The sequence below is a fragment of the Pseudomonas sp. Z1-14 genome, assembly GCF_051132005.1.
Taxonomy (GTDB): Bacteria; Pseudomonadota; Gammaproteobacteria; order Pseudomonadales; family Pseudomonadaceae; genus Aquipseudomonas.
The window spans coordinates 5661586-5680018 of record NZ_CP071646.1 but is presented as its reverse complement, the minus strand read 5'-3'; the positions used below and the strand labels follow the sequence as shown (position 1 = coordinate 5680018).

The following is an 18433-nucleotide window of genomic DNA, read 5'->3' as shown; positions in this document are numbered from 1 at the left end:
CGCGATCAGTCGAGTGTCTGTTGCGGTGGCTCGGGAACGGGCTTGATGCTAGCTACGGTCGAGGACACAGGCCCGAGGGTCTTGTGGTCGGGCTCGGCGGGCACCAGTTTGTATTCCTGGCCTTGCAGGTTCTTCAGATAGATCTCCATCTGACGGAACGAGATGTTGATATGTTCCTTTTTGAATTCCCGGTTGATGAACCGGTTGATCTCGTCCAGCACCGGGTTGCGGTCGCCGAGGTCGCGCACGTGCATGCGCAGCTCGTGGTCCAGGGTGCTTTCGCCGAAGTTCAGGAAGTACACGATCGGCTCCGGCTCCTTCAACACACGCGGGTTGTCGCGGGCAGCCTTGAGCAGCAGTTCGCGAACCCGATCCAGGTCCGAGCCGTAGTCCACGCCGAGTTTCAGGGTTACCCGGGTCACGGTGTCGGTCAGCGACCAGTTGATCAGTTGCCCGGTGATGAAGGTCTTGTTCGGGACGATGATGTCCTTGCGATCGAAGTCGGTGATGGTGGTCGCGCGAATGCGGATCTTGCTGACCGTGCCCGACAGGTTGCCAATGGTGATGGTGTCGCCGATCCGTACCGGACGCTCGAACAGGATCATGATGCCGGAGATGAAGTTGGCGAAGATCTCCTGCATGCCGAAGCCCAGGCCCACCGACAGCGCGGCCACCAGCCATTGCAGCTTGTCCCAGCTCACGCCCAGTGTGGACAACGTGGTGACAAAACCGACGCCGGCGATGACATAGGACAGCAGCGTGGTGGTGGCGTAGGCGCTGCCCTGGGCCAGGTTCAGCTTCGACAGCACGAACACTTCCAGCAGGCCAGGCAGGTTGCGCGCCAGGGCGAAGGTGATACCGATGATGATCAGCGCGCCAAGCATGTCGCCGATGCTGATGGGCACCATGCTCATGTTCACGCCGGTGCCGCTGGTGTATTCGTAGAGGGTGATGTTGTCCAGGTAGGAGAACACGCTGATCAGGTCCGACCAGACCCAGTACAGCGCGGCCATGAAACCGCCCAGCAGGGCCAGGCGGATCAGGCGCAGGGACTGTTCGTTGACCTTCTCGATGTCCAGGGTCGGCTCCTCGACCACCGTTTCACCGTCGCCGACCTCCTTGGCCGCCTGGCGCTTGGCCAGGGCGCGCTGGTAGGCCAGTCGCCGGGCCGCGACCGACAGGCCGCGCACGAAGGTGGCTTCGATTACCAGCCAGAACATCAGCAGGTACAGGGTATTGATCAAGCGATCGCTGAGTTTCAGCGCGGTGTAGTAGTAGCCGAAGCAGACAGCGACGAACAATGCGATCGGCAGCGCGGTGAACAGTACGCCGACGGCCTTGCGAAACAGCGAGGCGTTGGTGTGCGTCGGGCTGCTGAGCAGCAGTCGGCTGAGCAGCCAGGCCATCGAGGCGTAGCAGGTCAACACCACCGGCATGCCGAGTACGTCATCGGCCAGGGCCGACGGCTGCAACTCCGCCACGGCAACCACCGCCACCAGGGCCAGCACCACCAGGCCAAGTCGACGGATCCAGGCCTGGAGGAATTCCACCTGGGGTTTTTCCCAGCGGAAATGCAGCTCGGCGACGCCTCCGGGAGAGAGGATTCGATAGGCGGTATAGAACACCAGCCAGGCTTGGCCGATCTGCAGTAGCGCGGCGCCGAGGTTGGTGTTCTGCCCGCGGGCGTCGATCTGCAAGGCATAGCCGCACAGCGCCAGTGCCAGGGCCACCGGCATCGCCAGCAGGATGTTGATCAGGATCGCCTGGGGCGTGTGCCACTGGCTGTCGCGCTTGAAGTGGCCGACATCCTGGTGAACCTTGTTCAAGCGCGCATAAAGATTCTTGCGTCGCCACAGCAGCGCACCGATCAGCAGGGCCAGGGGCAGGAACAGCAGCGGCCGCTGGGTCAGGCCGTCGGCCAGCTCACTGAGGCTCGACGCCCAGGGCAGTGAGTCGACCTGCTTCTCCAGGCGGGCCGGCACGCCACGCATCCATTCGAAATCCAGCGGTTTGTTGCTGGGAATCCAGAACATCTGTTCTTCGAGCGTCGCCCGCAGGTTCTGGGCGGTACTGAGCAGTTGCTTCTGGTTGAGCTGCAAGGTGATGGATTCGTTGAGCACCGCGCTCAACTCACGGTTCAGCCGTTCCAACAGGTCGACCCGGGTCAGGGCCAGCTCCAGCAGGGTCTTGCGCAGTTGCGGCGTGACCTGCTCCGACGGCTGGGACGCCAGCAGGCTGTCGACATAAGCGCTTGGATTGTTCAGCAGCTCGCGTTGCTGGCTGACCTCGAACTGGTACAGGCGGATGTCGGCGATCTGGTCGGCGAGGTTCTGGTCCAGTTTCAGGTGTGGCAGGGTCTGGCGCTGCTTGTAGAGAATCTTGGAGAGCAGCAGGCTGCCCTTGAGCACGCTGATCTGCTCATCCAGAGCGGCGTCGGTCTGGGTGACGCTATCGAGCAACTGCTTGGTTTGCAGGTTCTGCTGGGTGACCTCGTTGAGCCGATCGGTGCTTTTGAGCAGGTAATCGGAGAGCTTCAGGTTGGCCGAACTTTCGGTCGCCAGCAGGCTGCTGCCGCCGGCCTTCTGCGCTTCGATGGATTGCTGGGTCACCGTTTCCTGGGACTGGGCCAGGCGCTTCTGGTTGATCAGGTTCTGCAGATCCTGGATCTCTCGCTCCATGCGGTCGATCTTTTCCGACAGCAAATCATGCTGGCTGTTGCCCAGGTCTTGCAGCTGGCTGTTGCCGGCCAGCTCCTGGCGGCGCAATGGAATCAGCGCATTGAGGGCCGCCAGTTCAGCGTTGAGCTGGTCGCGCTGTTCGGCGCTGAGGGCCTTGCCGGCGTCGCGGCCGGCCTTGAGGATGGTGTTGATCTGCTGGATGCGGGTCTGGCTGGCGGAGATTTCCGCCTGGGCGCGCTCGGGGCGGGTCTGGGCGGTGATCACCAGGCTGTTGGCGTCGGCCAGGGCCTTTTGCAGGTCGCTCTGCTGGGTGGAGCGCTCCGTCAGCATCTGTTCGAGCTGAGGGATGGGCAGGTTGGCGTAGCGCTGCGCCACCGGCACCACATTGGTGCCCTTGAGCCGCGCCAGCTCGCGCTGGTTCTCGATGTTCTGCTTGGGGGCGTTGGCCAGTTGCTGCTTGAGGGCTTGCAGCTTCTGTTCGTAGTCGGCCTTGTTGCTGAGCTGGGTCAGGGTGTTCTGCAACACGGCCTGCAAGGCTTTCTGGTCGGCCTCCGGCAGTTTGCGGTCGGCGATCTTGTCCAGGCTGGCCTGGACCGAGGCGCTGGTAGGCGGTTCGGCGGCGTGCACCGTGCAGATGGAAAGACTCAGGCCGAGCAGGGCGATGGCGAAAAAGGAGCGCAGGGTAGGCATAAAGACCGGTCAAGCAAGTGAGAGTGGGAGCAGTTTAGAGGAACAAGCCGGGGCCCGGGCGACTTCCTTCGGGGAATCTGACGCCCACTTTGCCGATCTTGTTCCCGTCCATGGCCGCGACCGTCCATAGGGTACTGTTCCACTCCACCTGGTCGCCGACCACCGGAGCCCCCCCGACTTTCTGGGCAATGAAGCGGCCCAGGGACATGTCCGGATCGATGCCGTCGAGTTGCAGCCCGTACAGCGCCGCGACCGCGGCCAGCTGGGCGTCTCCTTCGAGTACGAAGTCGCCGAAAAAGCGCAGATCGAGGCCCCGTTGCGGCGCCTGGCTGAACAGTTTTCCCAGGGCTGGCAGGTCGTGTTCATGGCCGATTACACACAGCAGATCACCGACTTCCAGGACCGTACTACCCGACGGATGGAGCAGTTGCTGGCCACGAAACAAGGCCGCAATACGGGTTCCGTCAGGCATTTTCAGATCCCGAAGCGGCGAGCCGATGCACCACTTTTCCGCACCGAGGCGATAGATGAACAGCTCCCACTCGCTGGTGACGTGAACCTCCAGCGCTGCCCGGGAAATCGGCAGAGGTTCTGGCGGGACGGTCACGTGCAGAAGCTTGGCGACCCACGGCAGGCTCGTGCCTTGCACCAGCAGCGACACCAGCACGATAAAGAATGCCAGGTTGAAATAGAGCTGTGCGTGAGGCAAACCGGCCATCAGCGGGAACACCGCGAGGATGATCGGTACCGCGCCACGCAGGCCGACCCAGGAAATGAACACTTTCTCGCGACCGTGGAAAGCCTTGAACGGCAACAGCCCGACCATGACCGACAGCGGGCGCGCGAAGAGGATCATCCACAGGGCCAGGCCCAGGGCGGGGAGGGCGATCGGCAGCAGGTCATGGGGCGTGACCAGCAGGCCCAACACCAGGAACATGCCGATCTGCGCCAGCCAGGCCATGCCATCGAGCATATGGAGGATGCCGTGGCGACTGCGTATCGGGCGGTTGCCGATCACCAGGCCACACAGGTACACGGCCAGGAAGCCGCTGCCATGCAGGGCGTTGGTCAGGGCAAACACGGCCAGGCCGCCGCTGATCACCAGGATCGGGTAGAGGCCGTTGGCGAGGTTGATGCGGTTGACCAGTTGCAGCATCAGCCAGCCGCCACCCAGGCCGATCACGGCGCCGATACCGAACTCGCGCACCAGGTGCCCCAACAGGCTCCACTGCAGGCCGGTTTCGCCGCTGGCGAGCATGCCGATCAGGGTGACGGTGAGGAACACCGCCATCGGGTCGTTGCTGCCGGACTCGATTTCCAGAGTGGCGCTGACCCGTTCGTTGAGGCCTTTGCCGCCCAACAGCGAAAACACCGCCGCAGCGTCGGTGGAGCCGACGATCGCACCGATCAGCAGGCCCTGGATCAGGTTCAGGTCGAATAGCCACGCCGCTGCCAGGCCGGTCAGCCCGGTGGTGATCAGCACGCCGACGGTGGCCAGCGACAACGCCGGCCACAATGCCACGCGAAAGCTTGAGACCCGCGTGCGCAAGCCGCCGTCGAGCAGAATCACCGCCAGCGCGAGGTTGCCGACCAGGTAGGCCGTGGCGTAGTTGTCAAAAAGAATACCGGCACCGTCCACGCCGGCGACCATGCCCACGGCGAGGATGATCACCAGGATCGGGATGCCCAGGCGCGACGAAAGAGAACTGACCAGAATGCTCGCACTCACCAGCAACGCGCCGATCAAGAACAGGCTGTTGATGGTCGTCGCAGTCAAAGGCAGTACTCCGGAATCTTGAGGGGGCAGGCGCAAACTGACCATGCAGTCTGCGTGCCAGCGATTCTAACCTGTTGAAATGTGATGCTGTCAAAAAAGGTTGGGATCGACGTATGTGCACCGGATCCAGAGAGGAAAACACCGTGGCGAGGGAGCTTGCTCCCGCTCGGCTGCGAAGCAGTCGTCGCTTTTAGAGACGGGGCCGCTGCGCAGCCCAGCGGGAGCAAGCTCCCTCGCCACAAAAGCGTGGGTCGCGCACAGTCTGTGAGCGACCCACAGGCGGTCAGAGGCTGAACCGCCCGACCATGCTGTTCAGGTCTACGGCCAGGCGCGACAGTTCGGCGCTGGCGGCGGTGGTCTGGTTGGCGCCGGTGGCCGATTGCACCGACAGGTCGCGGATGTTCACCAGGTTGCGGTCGACTTCGCGGGCCACCTGAGCCTGTTCCTCGGCGGCGCTGGCGATCACCAGGTTGCGTTCGTTGATCTCGACGATGGCGGTGTTGATGGTGTCCAGGGACATCCCGGCCCCGCGGGCGATGTTCAACGTCGACTCGGCGCGTTCGGTGCTGTTGCGCATCGAATCCACGGCCTGTTCGGTGCCGCTCTGGATGCTGCCGATCATGCGCTCGATCTCGCTGGTCGACTGCTGGGTGCGGTGGGCGAGGGCGCGTACTTCATCGGCTACCACCGCAAAACCACGACCGGCTTCACCGGCGCGGGCCGCTTCAATGGCGGCGTTCAGTGCCAGCAGGTTGGTCTGGTCGGCCAGGCCACGGATCACATCGAGCACTTTGCCGATATCGCGGGACTCATCGGCGAGGTTGCCGATCAGCGTCGCGGTGCTCTGCACGTCGGCGCTCATGCGTTCGATGGCGCTGACGGTCTCTTGCACCAGGTCACGACCGTCACCCGCCGAAGTGGTGGCGTTCTTCGACGCTTCGGAAGTGCTGACTGCGTTGCGGGCGACTTCTTCCACGGCGCTGGTCATCTCGTTGACCGCCGTGGCGGCCTGCTCGATTTCGTTGTTCTGCTGGGTCAGGCCACGGGCACTTTCGTCGGTGACGCTGTTGAGCTCTTCGGCGGCGGAGGCCAGTTGGGTGGCCGAGCCGGAGATCCGCTGCAGAGTGTCGCGCAATTTCTCCTGCATGGTCGCCATTGCTCGCAACAGGCGGCCGGCTTCGTCGCTGCCATCCACGACGATCGGCCGGGTCAGGTTGCCCTTGGCAATTTCTTCGGCGGCATCCAGCGCGTTGGCGATTGGCTTGGTGATGCTGTTGGTCAACAGCCAGGCGAACAGCAGGGTCAGGCCGGTGGCGACGACCAGCAAGGTGACGACCCAGGTGAAAGCCGTTGAGTACTGTTGGGCAGCACCCTGGTTGAGCATTTCGGCTTGGCGATTGTTGATTTCCATCAAACGGGTGACCGCCGCGTTGATCGCGTCGGAGTTGCTCAGCAATTCAGTGTTGAGCAGCGCTTGCAATTGATCGAGCTGGTTGTTGCGCGACAGGGTCTTCATCCGCTCTTCGAGCTGGCGGTACTGATTCAGCAACTGTACGTATTGCTCATAAGCGGCGCGTTCATCCGGGGCGCTGATGAGCTTTTCGTATGCGGTCTGCGCCTCGCGGATCTGCTGATTGCGTTGTTCGAACAGCTCATAGGTTTTCTGCTGGACGTCCGGTTCACGGTTGGTCAGCAGGCGATAGGACAGGACGCGAAGGCGCAGGGTGAGCTGGGTGAACTCGTCGAGGGCCTTGATGCTCGGGACGCTGTTCTGGACGATGGTTTCGCCCGAGACGCGGATCTTGCTCATCTGGCTCAAGGCAAATACGCCCAGGGCCAGCATCAGGGCGCCGATCAGGGCAAACCCCAGGAACGCCCGCGGCGCGATGTTCATATTACGTAGGGACATGGAAGTTACCGTGAAAAAGCGCGTCCGTGCGGGGCTGTGACTGGTTTCCTGACTTATCGGTCTGGCAACTGAAGTCTTGAGGGCGCTGCGTGCTTTTGTCGCACGCCATCGGGGTTGGCGCGACGAAGGGTCGGAACCAGATTTCCCGATCACAGTCTTTACAGCTCGCGAGCGGGATACCGCTGCCTTCTGAGTCGTGGCGCCGACGGTGACTTTTCTTTATCGTACGCGCCCCCTTGAAAAGCCTGGAATTCAATATGTTGGAAACATCCCTCAGCCAGCTGGAGCAACTGGTCAACGACCTGGTGCAACAGAACCGCCACCTGACCGGCCTGAATGAAAGCCTGAGCGCCGAACTGGCCAAGGCCAAGGATGAAAACGAAAGCCTGCAGCTGAACCTGATGGAACAGGAAGAATTGCACGGCACCACCGCCGCACGGATCCAGGCCCTGATCGAGCGCGCCAGCACCGCAACGGTCGGCGCATGAAGCAGGGTGCCGATGGGGTGACGGTCGTCTCGATTCTCGGAGAGGAATACTCGATCAAGGCGCCGGCCGGGCAGGAGCAGGCGCTGCTGGACGCCGCCTCGATGCTCAAGGCGGCCCTGGCCGATACCAAGCGCAAATTCCCGACGTTGATCGGCGACCGCCTGCTGGTGCTGGCGGCCATGAATCTGTGTTCGCAACAGATCGAAATGCAAAAGCAGCACCGCGCGGAGCTCGACCGCTACGAGGAGCAGGTCAGCGCCACGGTCGAGGTTATTGCCAAGACGATCCAGCAGGCTTGAACCTTTAGCGAATGTTGGCTGTGGTGCGGGTGGGAGCGAGCCTGCTCGCGAAAGCGTCGGATCAGGCGATTCAGCTTTAACTGACAGACCGCTTTCGCGAGCAGGCTCGCTCCCACAGTAGATCTATGGTGAACGCAGATGTTGCGTTCACTTGAGCCCCCTGTGGGAGCGAGCTTGCTCGCGAATGGATTTCAGCCGCGCAGCAAGCTCCGGCTCAAAACCACTCATCCCGCATCCCCAGGCACGTATCATCCCGCGCCTCGAGAATCGCTAGCTCGTGGTGACAGCCCGGCACTTCCCAGGTCAGGAAGTAGCGCGCCGCTTGCAGCTTGCCCCTGTAGAACTCCACATCCGCCGCATTGCCCCTGGCCAGCCCTTCCTCGGCGCGAATCGCCTGTTCCAGCCAGCGCCAGCCAATCACCATATGACCAAACACCTTCAGGTACAGCGCCGAATTGGCCAGGCTGCTGTTGACCTTGCCCTGGGCCAGGTCCGTCAGCAGCCCGAGGGTGACCGATTGCAGGCGCGCCACCAGTGCTTCCAGCGGCTGGCGCAGGGGCGTCAACGAATCGTACGCCTGGGCGCGCTCGCTGGTATCGGCCACCAGACGGATCAGTTGCTTGAGACCGGCCCCGCCGTTCTGTGCCAGTTTGCGTCCGAGCAAGTCCAGGGACTGGATGCCATGGGTGCCTTCATGGATCGGGTTCAGGCGGTTGTCGCGGTAATACTGCTCCACCGGATATTCACGGGTGTAACCATGGCCGCCGAGAATCTGGATCGCCAGTTCGTTGGCCTTCAGGCAGAACTCCGATGGCCATGATTTGACGATAGGCGTCAGCAGGTCCAGCAACTCATGGGCGCGGCGGCGCTCGGCTTCGCTCTCAAGCGTAGTGGTGTCGTCGAACAGCCGCGCCGCGTACAGGCCCAGGTCGAACGAACCTTCCACATAGGCTTTCTGGGTCAACAGCATGCGGCGTACGTCGGCGTGCTGGATGATCGGTACGGGCGCGGTGCCTGGATCCTTGCTGTCGGGTACCCGGCCCTGCGGGCGTTCGCGGGCGTATTCAAGGGAATACAGGTAACCGGCGTAGCCCAGCATGACGGCGCCCATGCCGACGCCTATCCGCGCCTCGTTCATCATCTGGAACATGTAGCTCAGGCCATGGTGCGGTTTGCCGACCAGGTAGCCGACACACTCACCGTTATCACCGAAGTTCAGCGCCGTAGACGTAGTGCCGCGCCAGCCCATCTTGTGAAACAGCCCGGCCAGCAGTACGTCGTTGCGCTTGCCCAGGCTGCCATCTTCGTTGACCAGGAACTTGGGCACGATAAACAGCGAGATGCCCTTCACGCCCGGCGGCGCGTCCGGCAGTTTGGCCAGGACCATGTGCACGATGTTTTCCGACAGCGGATGGTCGCCACCGGAAATGAAGATCTTGTTGCCCTTGAGTCGATAAGTGCCGTCGGACGCCGGTTCCGCGCGCGTACGAATATCCGCCAGCGAAGAACCCGCGTGTGGTTCGGTCAGGGCCATGGTGCCAAAGAAACGGCCGTCGATCATCGGTTGCAGGAAGCGTTGTTTCTGCTCATCGCTACCAAAGCTTTCGATCAGGTTCGCCGCGCCCATGGTCAGGAACGGGTAGGAAGTCGAAGCGGCATTGGCCGACTGGAAGTGCGCGAAGCACGCCTGGGACAGTAGCGTCGGCAGTTGCATGCCGCCGGCGTCGAAGCTGCGGGCGGCGTTGAGAAAGCCCGCCTCCAGGAACGCATCCACCGCAGGTTTCACTTCCGGGATCAAGATGGCCTGGCCATCTTCATAGCGCGGTTCGTTTTCGTCGTTCTTGCGGTTGTGCGGCGCGAAGTATTTTTCGGCGATGCTGCGGGCCGTACCGATGGCCGCGTCGAAGGTTTCGCGATTGTGCTCGGCAAACCGTTCGCGCTGGGTCAGGCCTTCGGCATCAAGGACTTCATACAGCTCGAAAGCCAGATTGCGGGAACTGAGCAGCGTCTCGGACATGGCGGCCTACCTTTTCTTGGAATGGGCCGAGTCTAGGTGTGAGGCGGGAGGGTGAACAGGATGATTGATGACAGTGATGCAGAGGCGGGGGCGACACTAATCAAAATGTGGGAGCGAGCCTGCTCGCGAAAGCGGTGAGTCAGCAACATTGAGGTCGACTGATACGCCATCTTCGCGAGCAGGCTCGCTCCCACATTGGGTTTCGATTGCCAGGCACCTATTGCGGGTGCCTGGCCTACAGCGTTTTAGCCGATCGTCATCAGACTGGCGTTACCACCCGCCGCGGCGGTGTTGACGCTCAGCGCGCGTTCGATCACCAGGCGTTCCAGGGCGATATTGGTTTCGCCCTGGGACAAGCCATGCACCCCGACGATCGCCCCGGCGCGCTTGGCCACTTGCTGGCACACGCCGCGCAACTGGTCAGAGTCGCCGTGGTGCAGGACTGCGTCGAACAGCACGTCGTCCTTGGTCCAATCGGCAACCCGCTGGATACGCGCTTGAATGTCCTTCGGCAAGCGTGCGAACAACGCCTTGCTGGTGTCGGTTTCCGGCCACACGGCCGAGCCGCCCACGGCGAATACGGCCGCCAGCTGCGTCAGCAGGTCGCCTTCCACGTCCGCCAGGCACAACACGTGCTCGCGGGGCAGGATGGCGTAGCTGTTGCGTTCGCCGGTCGGGCCGGTCAGCTGGCGGGTGATGCCGCTTTGCGACTGGGCGGCGAACTGCACGCACAGGGCGCTCAGTTCGGCGAGCTTGTGGCTGTCGGCCCAGGCTTGCAGGGCGGTCAGCGGTTTGCTCATGGCGTCGCGCAAGCGCAGGTCCGGTGCCGACAGGGCATCGCCCCGTACGAAGGACTGCTGGATCGCATCGGTAGGACGAGTCGACAACAAGCGGTACAGGTACAGCGGGCCGCCGGCCTTCGGACCGGTGCCCGACAGGCCTTCGCCGCCGAACGGCTGCACGCCGACCACGGCACCGACGATGTTGCGGTTTACATAGACGTTACCGGCATGGACGTTGTCGATCACCTTGGCGATGGTTTCATCGATACGCGTGTGCACGCCCAGGGTCAGGCCGTAGCCGGAGGCGTTGATCTGACCGATCAACTGGTCCAGTTCCTTGCGCTTGTAGCGCACCACGTGCAGCACCGGGCCGAAGATCTCGCGTTGCAGCTCGTCGAAGCTTTCCAGCTCGATCAGGGTCGGCATCACGAAGGTGCCGCGCTTGCACTCGTCGCTGTCGGCGATTGCCATCTGATACACGGTGCGACCTTTGTCGCGCATGGCCTGGATGTGTTTCTCGATACCGGCCTTGGCTTCGGCGTCGATCACCGGGCCGATGTCCACCGACAGGCGCTCGGGGTTGCCGAGGCGCGATTCGGCCATGGCGCCCTTGAGCATTTCGATGACGCGGTCGGCGGAATCTTCCTGCAGGCACAGAACACGCAGGGCCGAGCAACGCTGGCCGGCGCTGTCGAAAGCCGAGGACACCACGTCGATGACCACTTGTTCGGTCAGGGCCGAAGAGTCGACGATCATCGCGTTCTGGCCGCCGGTTTCGGCGATCAGCGGGATCGGCCGGCCCTGGTTGTCCAGGCGTCCGGCGATATTGCGTTGCAGCAGGCGCGCGACTTCGGTTGAACCGGTGAACATCACGCCTTTTACCCGATCGTCACCCACCAGGCGTGCACCAACGGTTTCGCCACGGCCCGGCAGCAATTGCAGGACGCCTTCCGGAATGCCGGCTTCAAGCATCAGGCGCACTGCCTGGGCAGCCACCAGAGGCGTCTGCTCGGCGGGCTTGGCCAGTACCGGGTTGCCGGCGGCCAGTGCGGCGGCGACCTGGCCGCTGAAAATCGCCAGCGGGAAGTTCCATGGGCTGATGCAGACCACCGGGCCCAATGGACGGTGGGCATCGTTGGTGAAATCGTTGCGCGCCTGCACCGCGTAGTAGCGCAGGAAGTCCACGGCCTCGCGTACCTCGGCGATGGCGTTGGCGAAGGTCTTGCCGGCTTCGCGGGCCAGCAGGCCCATCAGCGGCTGGATCTCGCCTTCCATCAGGTCGGCGGCGCGCTCCAGAATCGCAGCGCGTTCGGCCGGTGGCGTGGCTTGCCAGATCGGCGCGGCGTTGAGGGCGCACTGGATGGCGTTGTCAACATCGGCGACGGTAGCCTCCTGCACGTGGCCCACCACGTCACGGTGATCGGCCGGGTTCAGCACCGGTGCCGGGGTTTCTTCACTGGCGGCGCAGCCGAGCATCGGCGCGGCTTTCCAGTCGTTGTGGGCGGTGGCCAGCAGGGCGCAGGACAACGAGGCCAGGCGATGTTCGTTGGCCAGGTCGATGCCGCTGGAGTTGGCGCGCTCGCTGCCGTACAAATCGCGTGGCAACGGAATACGCGGGTGCGGCAGGCCGAAACCGCCTTCCAGCGTTGCCATCTGCTCGATGCTCGCCACTGGATCGGCCACCAGCTCCTGGATGGAAATCGACTGGTCGGCGATGCGGTTGACGAACGAAGTGTTCGCGCCGTTTTCCAGCAAGCGCCGCACCAGGTAGGCCAGCAGCGTTTCGTGGGTGCCGACAGGCGCGTACACACGGCACGGACGGTTCAGCTTGCCTTCGGAAACCTTGCCTACAACCTGTTCGTACAGCGGTTCGCCCATGCCGTGCAGGCACTGGAACTCATACTGCCCCGGGTAATAGTTCTGACCGGCGATGTGGTAAATCGCCGACAAAGTGTGGGCGTTGTGCGTGGCGAATTGCGGATAGATGACTTCCGGCACCGACAGCAGCTTGCGGGCGCAGGCGATGTAGGAAACGTCGGTGTACACCTTGCGGGTGTAGACCGGATAGCCTTCCAGGCCTTCGACCTGGGCGCGCTTGATCTCGCTGTCCCAGTAGGCGCCTTTCACCAGGCGGATCATCAGGCGGTGACGGCTGCGACGAGCGAGGTCGATCACATAGTCGATGACGTACGGGCAACGCTTCTGGTAGGCCTGGATCACAAAGCCGATGCCGTTCCAGCCGGTCAGCTGCGGCTCGAAGCACAGGCGCTCGAGCAGGTCCAGGGACAGTTCGAGGCGGTCGGCCTCTTCGGCGTCGATGTTCAGGCCGATGTCGTATTGCTTGGCGAGCAGGGTCAGCGACAGCAGGCGCGGGTACAGTTCGTCCATGACGCGTTCGTACTGGGCGCGGCTGTAACGCGGGTGCAGGGCCGAAAGCTTGATGGAAATGCCCGGGCCTTCGTAAATCCCACGGCCGTGAGAGGCTTTGCCGATCGAATGGATGGCTTGTTCGTACGAGGCCAGGTACTTCTGGGCGTCATGTTCGGTGAGCGCGGCTTCACCGAGCATGTCGTAGGAATAACGGAAGCCCTTGGCTTCGAATTTGCTGGCGTTGGCCAGGGCTTCGGCGATGGTTTCGCCGGTGACGAACTGCTCGCCCATCAGGCGCATGGCCATGTCGACGCCCTTGCGGATCATCGGCTCGCCGCTCTTGCCAATGATGCGGCTCAGCGACGAAGTCAGGCCGGCTTCATTATGAGTGGCGACCAACTTGCCGGTCAGCAGCAGGCCCCAGGTGGCGGCGTTGACGAACAGCGACGGGCTGTTGCCCAGGTGCGGCTGCCAGTTGCCCGTGCTGATCTTGTCGCGAATCAGTGCGTCGCGGGTGCCTTTGTCCGGGATGCGCAGCAGTGCTTCGGCGAGGCACATCAGCGCCACGCCTTCCTGGGACGACAGGGAAAATTCCTGCAGCAAGCCCTGGACAATACCGGCACGCCCGCCGGCGCTCTTCTGGTTGCGCAGTTTTTCCGCGATCGACGCCGCGAGCTTGTTGGTGGCTTCGGCCATTTCGGCCGGCAGTCGGGCCTGCTCGATCAGCATCGGCACCACTTCCGGCTCAGGGCGGCGGTAGGCGGCGGTAATGGAGGCGCGCAGGACCGATTGCGGCAGAATGCTTTCGGCGAACTCCAGGAAGCACTGGTGAGCGTGATCGGGCTGGACTTCACCGGCATCATCGCTGTCGGCGCGGGTCGAACCGTTCAGCTCGGTCAGGGTTGCACCACCCTCGAGTTTTTCCAGGTAATTGAAAATTGCCTGCTTGATCAGCCAGTGCGGCGTGCGATCAATCGAGGTTGCGGCCGCCTTCAGGCGTTCGCGGGTCGGGTCGTCGAGTTTGACCCCAAGGGTGGTGGTAGCCATATTTTTATCCTCATGTTTACCACGTATGGCGTGGCATCAGCTGGCGGCAAGATTAGCTGCGAGCCGATAGAGGTGCAACCGGGTGCAACCTGTTTTTTGTCGAAATATTGAGCAGCTCATCAGGACGCACCGGGCTCCGAACATGCTTCGCACTTTGTTGGTGCGCTACTGAGCCGAAAATCACCCTTGTTTGCACCAATAGCGTGCGAAAAGTCTCCTTCCGTACGAATATTCCGACTAGGTGCAACTTATTTGAACGAAACTGGTTGCACCTTATTTGATTTGTTGAATAGCATTCGCGGCCAAGGTGCAACCGGCTTTCCGCCGAGGGGCATCGGCTGGTGGCTTTCCTGGGGAAACATCAGTCATAAATTCGCGGGTCCACAAAACGTCGGTACAACGTCTGCGTTGTCCGGGTTTTCAACTGCCACCGCACCATAAAAACAAAGCCAGGGCGTACTCATGAGTTTCAGCAATCCTACCCTGATCACCTTCGTGATCTATATCGCAGCCATGGTCCTGATCGGCCTGATGGCTTATCGCTCCACCAACAACCTTTCCGATTACATCCTGGGCGGTCGCAGCCTGGGCAGTGTCGTGACGGCGCTCTCTGCCGGTGCCTCCGACATGAGCGGCTGGCTGTTGATGGGTTTGCCCGGCGCCATCTATATGTCCGGCCTGTCGGAAAGCTGGATCGCCATCGGCCTGATCATCGGTGCCTACCTGAACTGGCTGTTCGTGGCCGGGCGCCTGCGGGTGCAGACCGAGCACAACGGTGACGCGCTGACGCTGCCGGACTACTTCGCCAGCCGTTTCGAAGACAAGAGCGGTTTGCTGCGGATCATCTCCGCCGTCGTGATCCTGGTGTTCTTCACCATCTACTGCGCTTCCGGCATTGTTGCCGGTGCCCGTCTGTTCGAAAGCACTTTCGGCATGTCCTACGAGACCGCGCTGTGGGCCGGTGCCGCCGCGACCATCGCCTACACCTTCATCGGTGGTTTCCTGGCCGTGAGCTGGACCGATACCGTGCAGGCCACGCTGATGATCTTCGCGTTGATCCTCACGCCGATCATCGTGCTGCTGGCCACCGGCGGCGTCGATACCACTTTCCTGGCTATCGAAGCGAAAGACCCTACGTCGTTCGACATGCTGAAAAACACCACCTTCATCGGCATCATCTCGCTGATGGGCTGGGGCCTGGGCTACTTCGGCCAGCCGCATATCCTGGCGCGCTTCATGGCGGCAGATTCGGTCAAGTCGATTGCCAAGGCGCGTCGTATTTCCATGGCCTGGATGATCCTGTGCCTGGGCGGCACCGTTGCCGTCGGTTTCTTTGGTATCGCCTACTTCTCGGCGCACCCTGAAGTGGCCGGTCCGGTAACCGAAAACCCTGAGCGTGTGTTCATCGAACTGGCGAAACTGCTGTTCAATCCATGGGTTGCCGGTGTCCTGCTGTCGGCCATCCTGGCGGCGGTCATGAGCACCTTGAGCTGCCAACTGCTGGTATGCTCCAGTTCCTTGACCGAAGACTTCTACAAGACGTTCCTGCGCAAGAGCGCTTCCCAGCTGGAACTGGTCTGGGTCGGTCGTTTCATGGTGCTGCTGGTAGCGGTCATCGCCATCGCCCTGGCCGCCAACCCGGAAAACCGTGTACTGGGCCTGGTGAGCTACGCCTGGGCCGGTTTCGGTGCGGCATTCGGTCCTGTGGTACTGATTTCGGTGATCTGGAAAGACATGACCCGTAACGGCGCGCTGGCCGGGATCCTGGTGGGTGCGATCACCGTAATCGTCTGGAAGCATTTCGAGCTGCTGGGCCTTTACGAAATCATCCCTGGCTTCATCTTTGCCAGCCTGGCGATCTACCTGGTCAGCAAGATGGGTTCGCCAACCGCCGGCATGCTGCAGCGCTTCGAAGCGGCCGAGAAGGATTTCCGCTTGAATCAATAAGCCACTCGGCGAGGCCTTCATGGCTCGTCTGAAGGTTTGGAAAACGGCTCGTCTCTTATGGAGGCGGGCCGTTTTTTTTGGCGGCGCCCCGGCCCGATTGTTGGAGATACTCCGCCGTTACCTCACTTTGCCTGACAGGCTCTGCCAAACCGCGATGTCAGGCGATACGTTTGTTTTTTGCAACCTTTGCCCCGTCGTCTGTAAGGCAAATCTGTTTTTTCCGCTGATCGGTCCAATCCACCATGGCTCATGCAGAATCGTTCGCCTCCCTTTCGCAGAGGCACATCGGATGTTCGCGCCTGCCAACTCGCCACGTTTTACGCTGACATTCGACAGCGGCCCGAATGAATTGCAGGTCCTTGAGTTCAAGGGCACGGAAGCCGTCAGCCAGCCCTATCGCTTTGATCTGGAGCTGGTCAGCGAACGGCCCGACCTGGTGCTTGAAGATCTACTGCATCGTCAGGCTTATCTGCGCTTCGATCACCAAGGTGGCGGGATACACGGCCAGGTTTATAGCGTCGCCCAAGGCGATTCAGGCGAGCGGCTGAGCCGTTATCAGGTCAGCCTGGTGCCTCGCCTGGCTTACTTGCGCCATCGCATCAACCAGCGGATTTTCCAGCACTTGAGCGTGCCGGAAATCATCGCTCGCGTATTGAAGGACCACGGTATTCTCGCCGATGCCTGCCAGTTCACCGGTCTCGGCAGACGATACCCCGAGCGTGAATATTGCGTGCAGTACCACGAAAGCGATCTGGTTTTTATCGAACGGATTTGCGCCGAAGTCGGCATCCATTATCACTTCCGACACAGTCCTGACGGCCACCTGCTGATATTTGGCGACGACCAGACGGTGTTCCCGCGCTTGCCCGAGTCCACTGTGTATCTGCCCGGCAGCGGCATGGCTGCCGCCGAGCCGGCCATCAAGCGCCTGGCCGTGCGGTTGCAGACCCGCACCAACGCCGTGATGTTGCGCGACTATGACTTTCGCAAGCCGGGCCTCTCGTTGCAGGCGGACATCGACAATCAGCAACTTCCCGTTCTGGAGAGTTATCACTACCCCGGCCAGTTCACCGACCGCGACGATGGCCAGCATCTGGCCCAGCATGCTCTCGAGCGGCAGGCGGGTGATGGGTGCCTGGCGGAGGGCGGCAGCGATGACAGCGCCTTTGCCAGCGGACATTTCATGTGTGTCAAGGAGCATCCCCGGGCGCAATGGAACGACCTCTGGTTGCTGACGCAGGTTGACCACCATGGCCGCCAGCCGCAGGTGCTGGAAGAAAACGCCTCTGTCGGCGCGGATGAGTTCCAGGGCTACCGAAATAGCTTCCTCGCGACGCCGTGTGAAGTGTTCTTTCGTCCGCCGTTGCAACACAGGAAGCCGTCCGTCAACGGCTACCAGCCCGCGGTGGTGACCGGCCCGGCGGACAGCGAGATCCATTGCGACGCGTTCGGGCGGGTCAAGGTGCAACTGGTCTGGGATCGCGACGGTAAGCGTGACGAGCATTCCAGTTGCTGGCTGAGGGTGGCGAGCGGCTGGGCACACGATCACTACGGCGGCGTGATGATTCCCCGGGTCGGCATGGAAGTGCTGGTGGGGTTCATGGAGGGCGACGTGGACAAGCCGCTGGTGGTGGGCTGTCTGCCGAACGGCGCCAACCCGGTACCGCTGGACCTGCCGGCAGACAAGACCCGCAGCATATTGCGCAGCCAGAGCAGCCCCGGTGGCGGTGGCTACAACGAGTTGCGCATCGAGGACCGCAAGGGTGCCGAGGAAATCTACCTGAGGGCCCAGCGCAACTGGACCCAGCACGTGTTGCACGACCAGCGCGTGCAGGTCGATCACGAGCGCAGCATCGTGGTCGCAGGCTTGTCGCGGCATGAACTGCAGAACAGCGAGCAGCGCATCACCGCAGGTCGGCGTCAGGTCGAGGTCCGCCAGGACGATCACCTGCTGGTCACGGGCGATCGGCATATCCGCGTGGCCAACCAGGCCATCAGCGCCGTGGGGGGCTTTCATGTCAGTGCCGGCCGGCAGATCGTGCTGGAGGGTGGCGCCAGCGCGACCATCCAGGCCGGTGGGCACTGGATCAACATCGGTCCGGGCGGAATCTTCAGCAGCGTGCCGATCCAGGTCGGTGGCGCGCTGATGGCAGTCATGGGGGCCGAAGCCATTGCGCCCGGCGCGGCGGGAAAACTCGCCGCCGCGCCGGCCTCAGCCCTTAGCCATGCGCAGATCCTCAGCCTGAAAAGCCCCGCGCCGTTCTGCGAGGAATGCGAGCGCTGCAAGGAGGGCGCCTGTGATCTGTTGGCGTATTGAGGCTCGTTGTAAGGGGCTGCTGCGCAGCCCAGCGGGAGCAAGCTCCCTCGCCACGGGTCTGTTCGTCCGCTCGGCTGCGAACCCCTGACGTTCGGCACGCTTCAAGGTAAAC

The 18433-nt window shown here is 62.3% G+C and carries 8 protein-coding genes and 2 pseudogenes; 4 read left to right on the top strand and 6 right to left on the bottom strand.

Translation table 11 applies throughout. From position 1 onward, the window contains the following. Window positions 1-5 precede the first annotated feature (5 nt). From mscK to J3P89_RS26010, 4 genes and pseudogenes are all read right to left on the bottom strand, one after another. Window positions 6-3368: a mechanosensitive channel MscK gene (gene mscK / locus J3P89_RS26025; RefSeq protein ID WP_434696080.1), complete on the bottom strand. Its 3363-nt coding sequence runs from the start codon at window positions 3366-3368 to the stop codon at window positions 6-8. Between the two features lie 34 nt (window positions 3369-3402). Further along, window positions 3403-5145, bottom strand: a complete 1743-nt coding sequence (locus J3P89_RS26020; RefSeq protein ID WP_305497295.1) for a potassium/proton antiporter — start codon at window positions 5143-5145, stop codon at window positions 3403-3405. Window positions 5146-5428: 283 nt separating this feature from the next. Beyond that, window positions 5429-6028: pseudogene (locus J3P89_RS26015) on the bottom strand (methyl-accepting chemotaxis protein); the annotation flags it as partial. Window positions 6029-6331: 303 nt separating this feature from the next. Further along, a pseudogene (locus J3P89_RS26010) lies at window positions 6332-6988 on the bottom strand (MCP four helix bundle domain-containing protein); the annotation flags it as partial. A 323-nt stretch (window positions 6989-7311) separates the two neighbouring features. Here J3P89_RS26010 and J3P89_RS26005 point away from each other — a divergent pair. Next, window positions 7312-7542, top strand: coding sequence for a hypothetical protein (locus tag J3P89_RS26005; RefSeq protein WP_305497293.1), 231 nt, complete (start codon window positions 7312-7314; stop codon window positions 7540-7542). Next, entirely contained in the window at window positions 7539-7841 is a 303-nt protein-coding gene (locus tag J3P89_RS26000; protein WP_305497292.1) for a cell division protein ZapA, read from the top strand. The genes J3P89_RS26005 and J3P89_RS26000 overlap by 4 nt, the downstream gene beginning before the upstream one ends. Before the next feature lie 214 nt (window positions 7842-8055). Here J3P89_RS26000 and J3P89_RS25995 read toward each other — a convergent pair whose 3' ends face one another. Both J3P89_RS25995 and putA read right to left on the bottom strand, forming a co-directional pair. Then, window positions 8056-9858 (bottom strand): acyl-CoA dehydrogenase, encoded by a 1803-nt coding sequence (locus J3P89_RS25995; protein ID WP_434696079.1) that lies wholly within the window; start codon window positions 9856-9858, stop codon window positions 8056-8058. 245 nt (window positions 9859-10103) lie between these two features. Next, window positions 10104-14057 carry a trifunctional transcriptional regulator/proline dehydrogenase/L-glutamate gamma-semialdehyde dehydrogenase gene (gene putA, locus J3P89_RS25990; protein WP_434696078.1) on the bottom strand — a complete coding sequence of 1318 codons (3954 nt, stop codon included), beginning with the start codon at window positions 14055-14057 and terminating at the stop codon, window positions 10104-10106. Between the two features lie 462 nt (window positions 14058-14519). On the opposite strand from putA, the gene putP reads away from it, so the two are divergent. Continuing rightward, window positions 14520-16004: a sodium/proline symporter PutP gene (gene putP, locus J3P89_RS25985; protein ID WP_434696077.1), complete on the top strand. Its 1485-nt coding sequence runs from the start codon at window positions 14520-14522 to the stop codon at window positions 16002-16004. Window positions 16005-16293: 289 nt separating this feature from the next. Further along, window positions 16294-18321 (top strand): type VI secretion system tip protein VgrG, encoded by a 2028-nt coding sequence (locus tag J3P89_RS25980; RefSeq protein ID WP_434696076.1) that lies wholly within the window; start codon window positions 16294-16296, stop codon window positions 18319-18321. The last annotated feature ends 112 nt before the right edge of the window (window positions 18322-18433 follow it).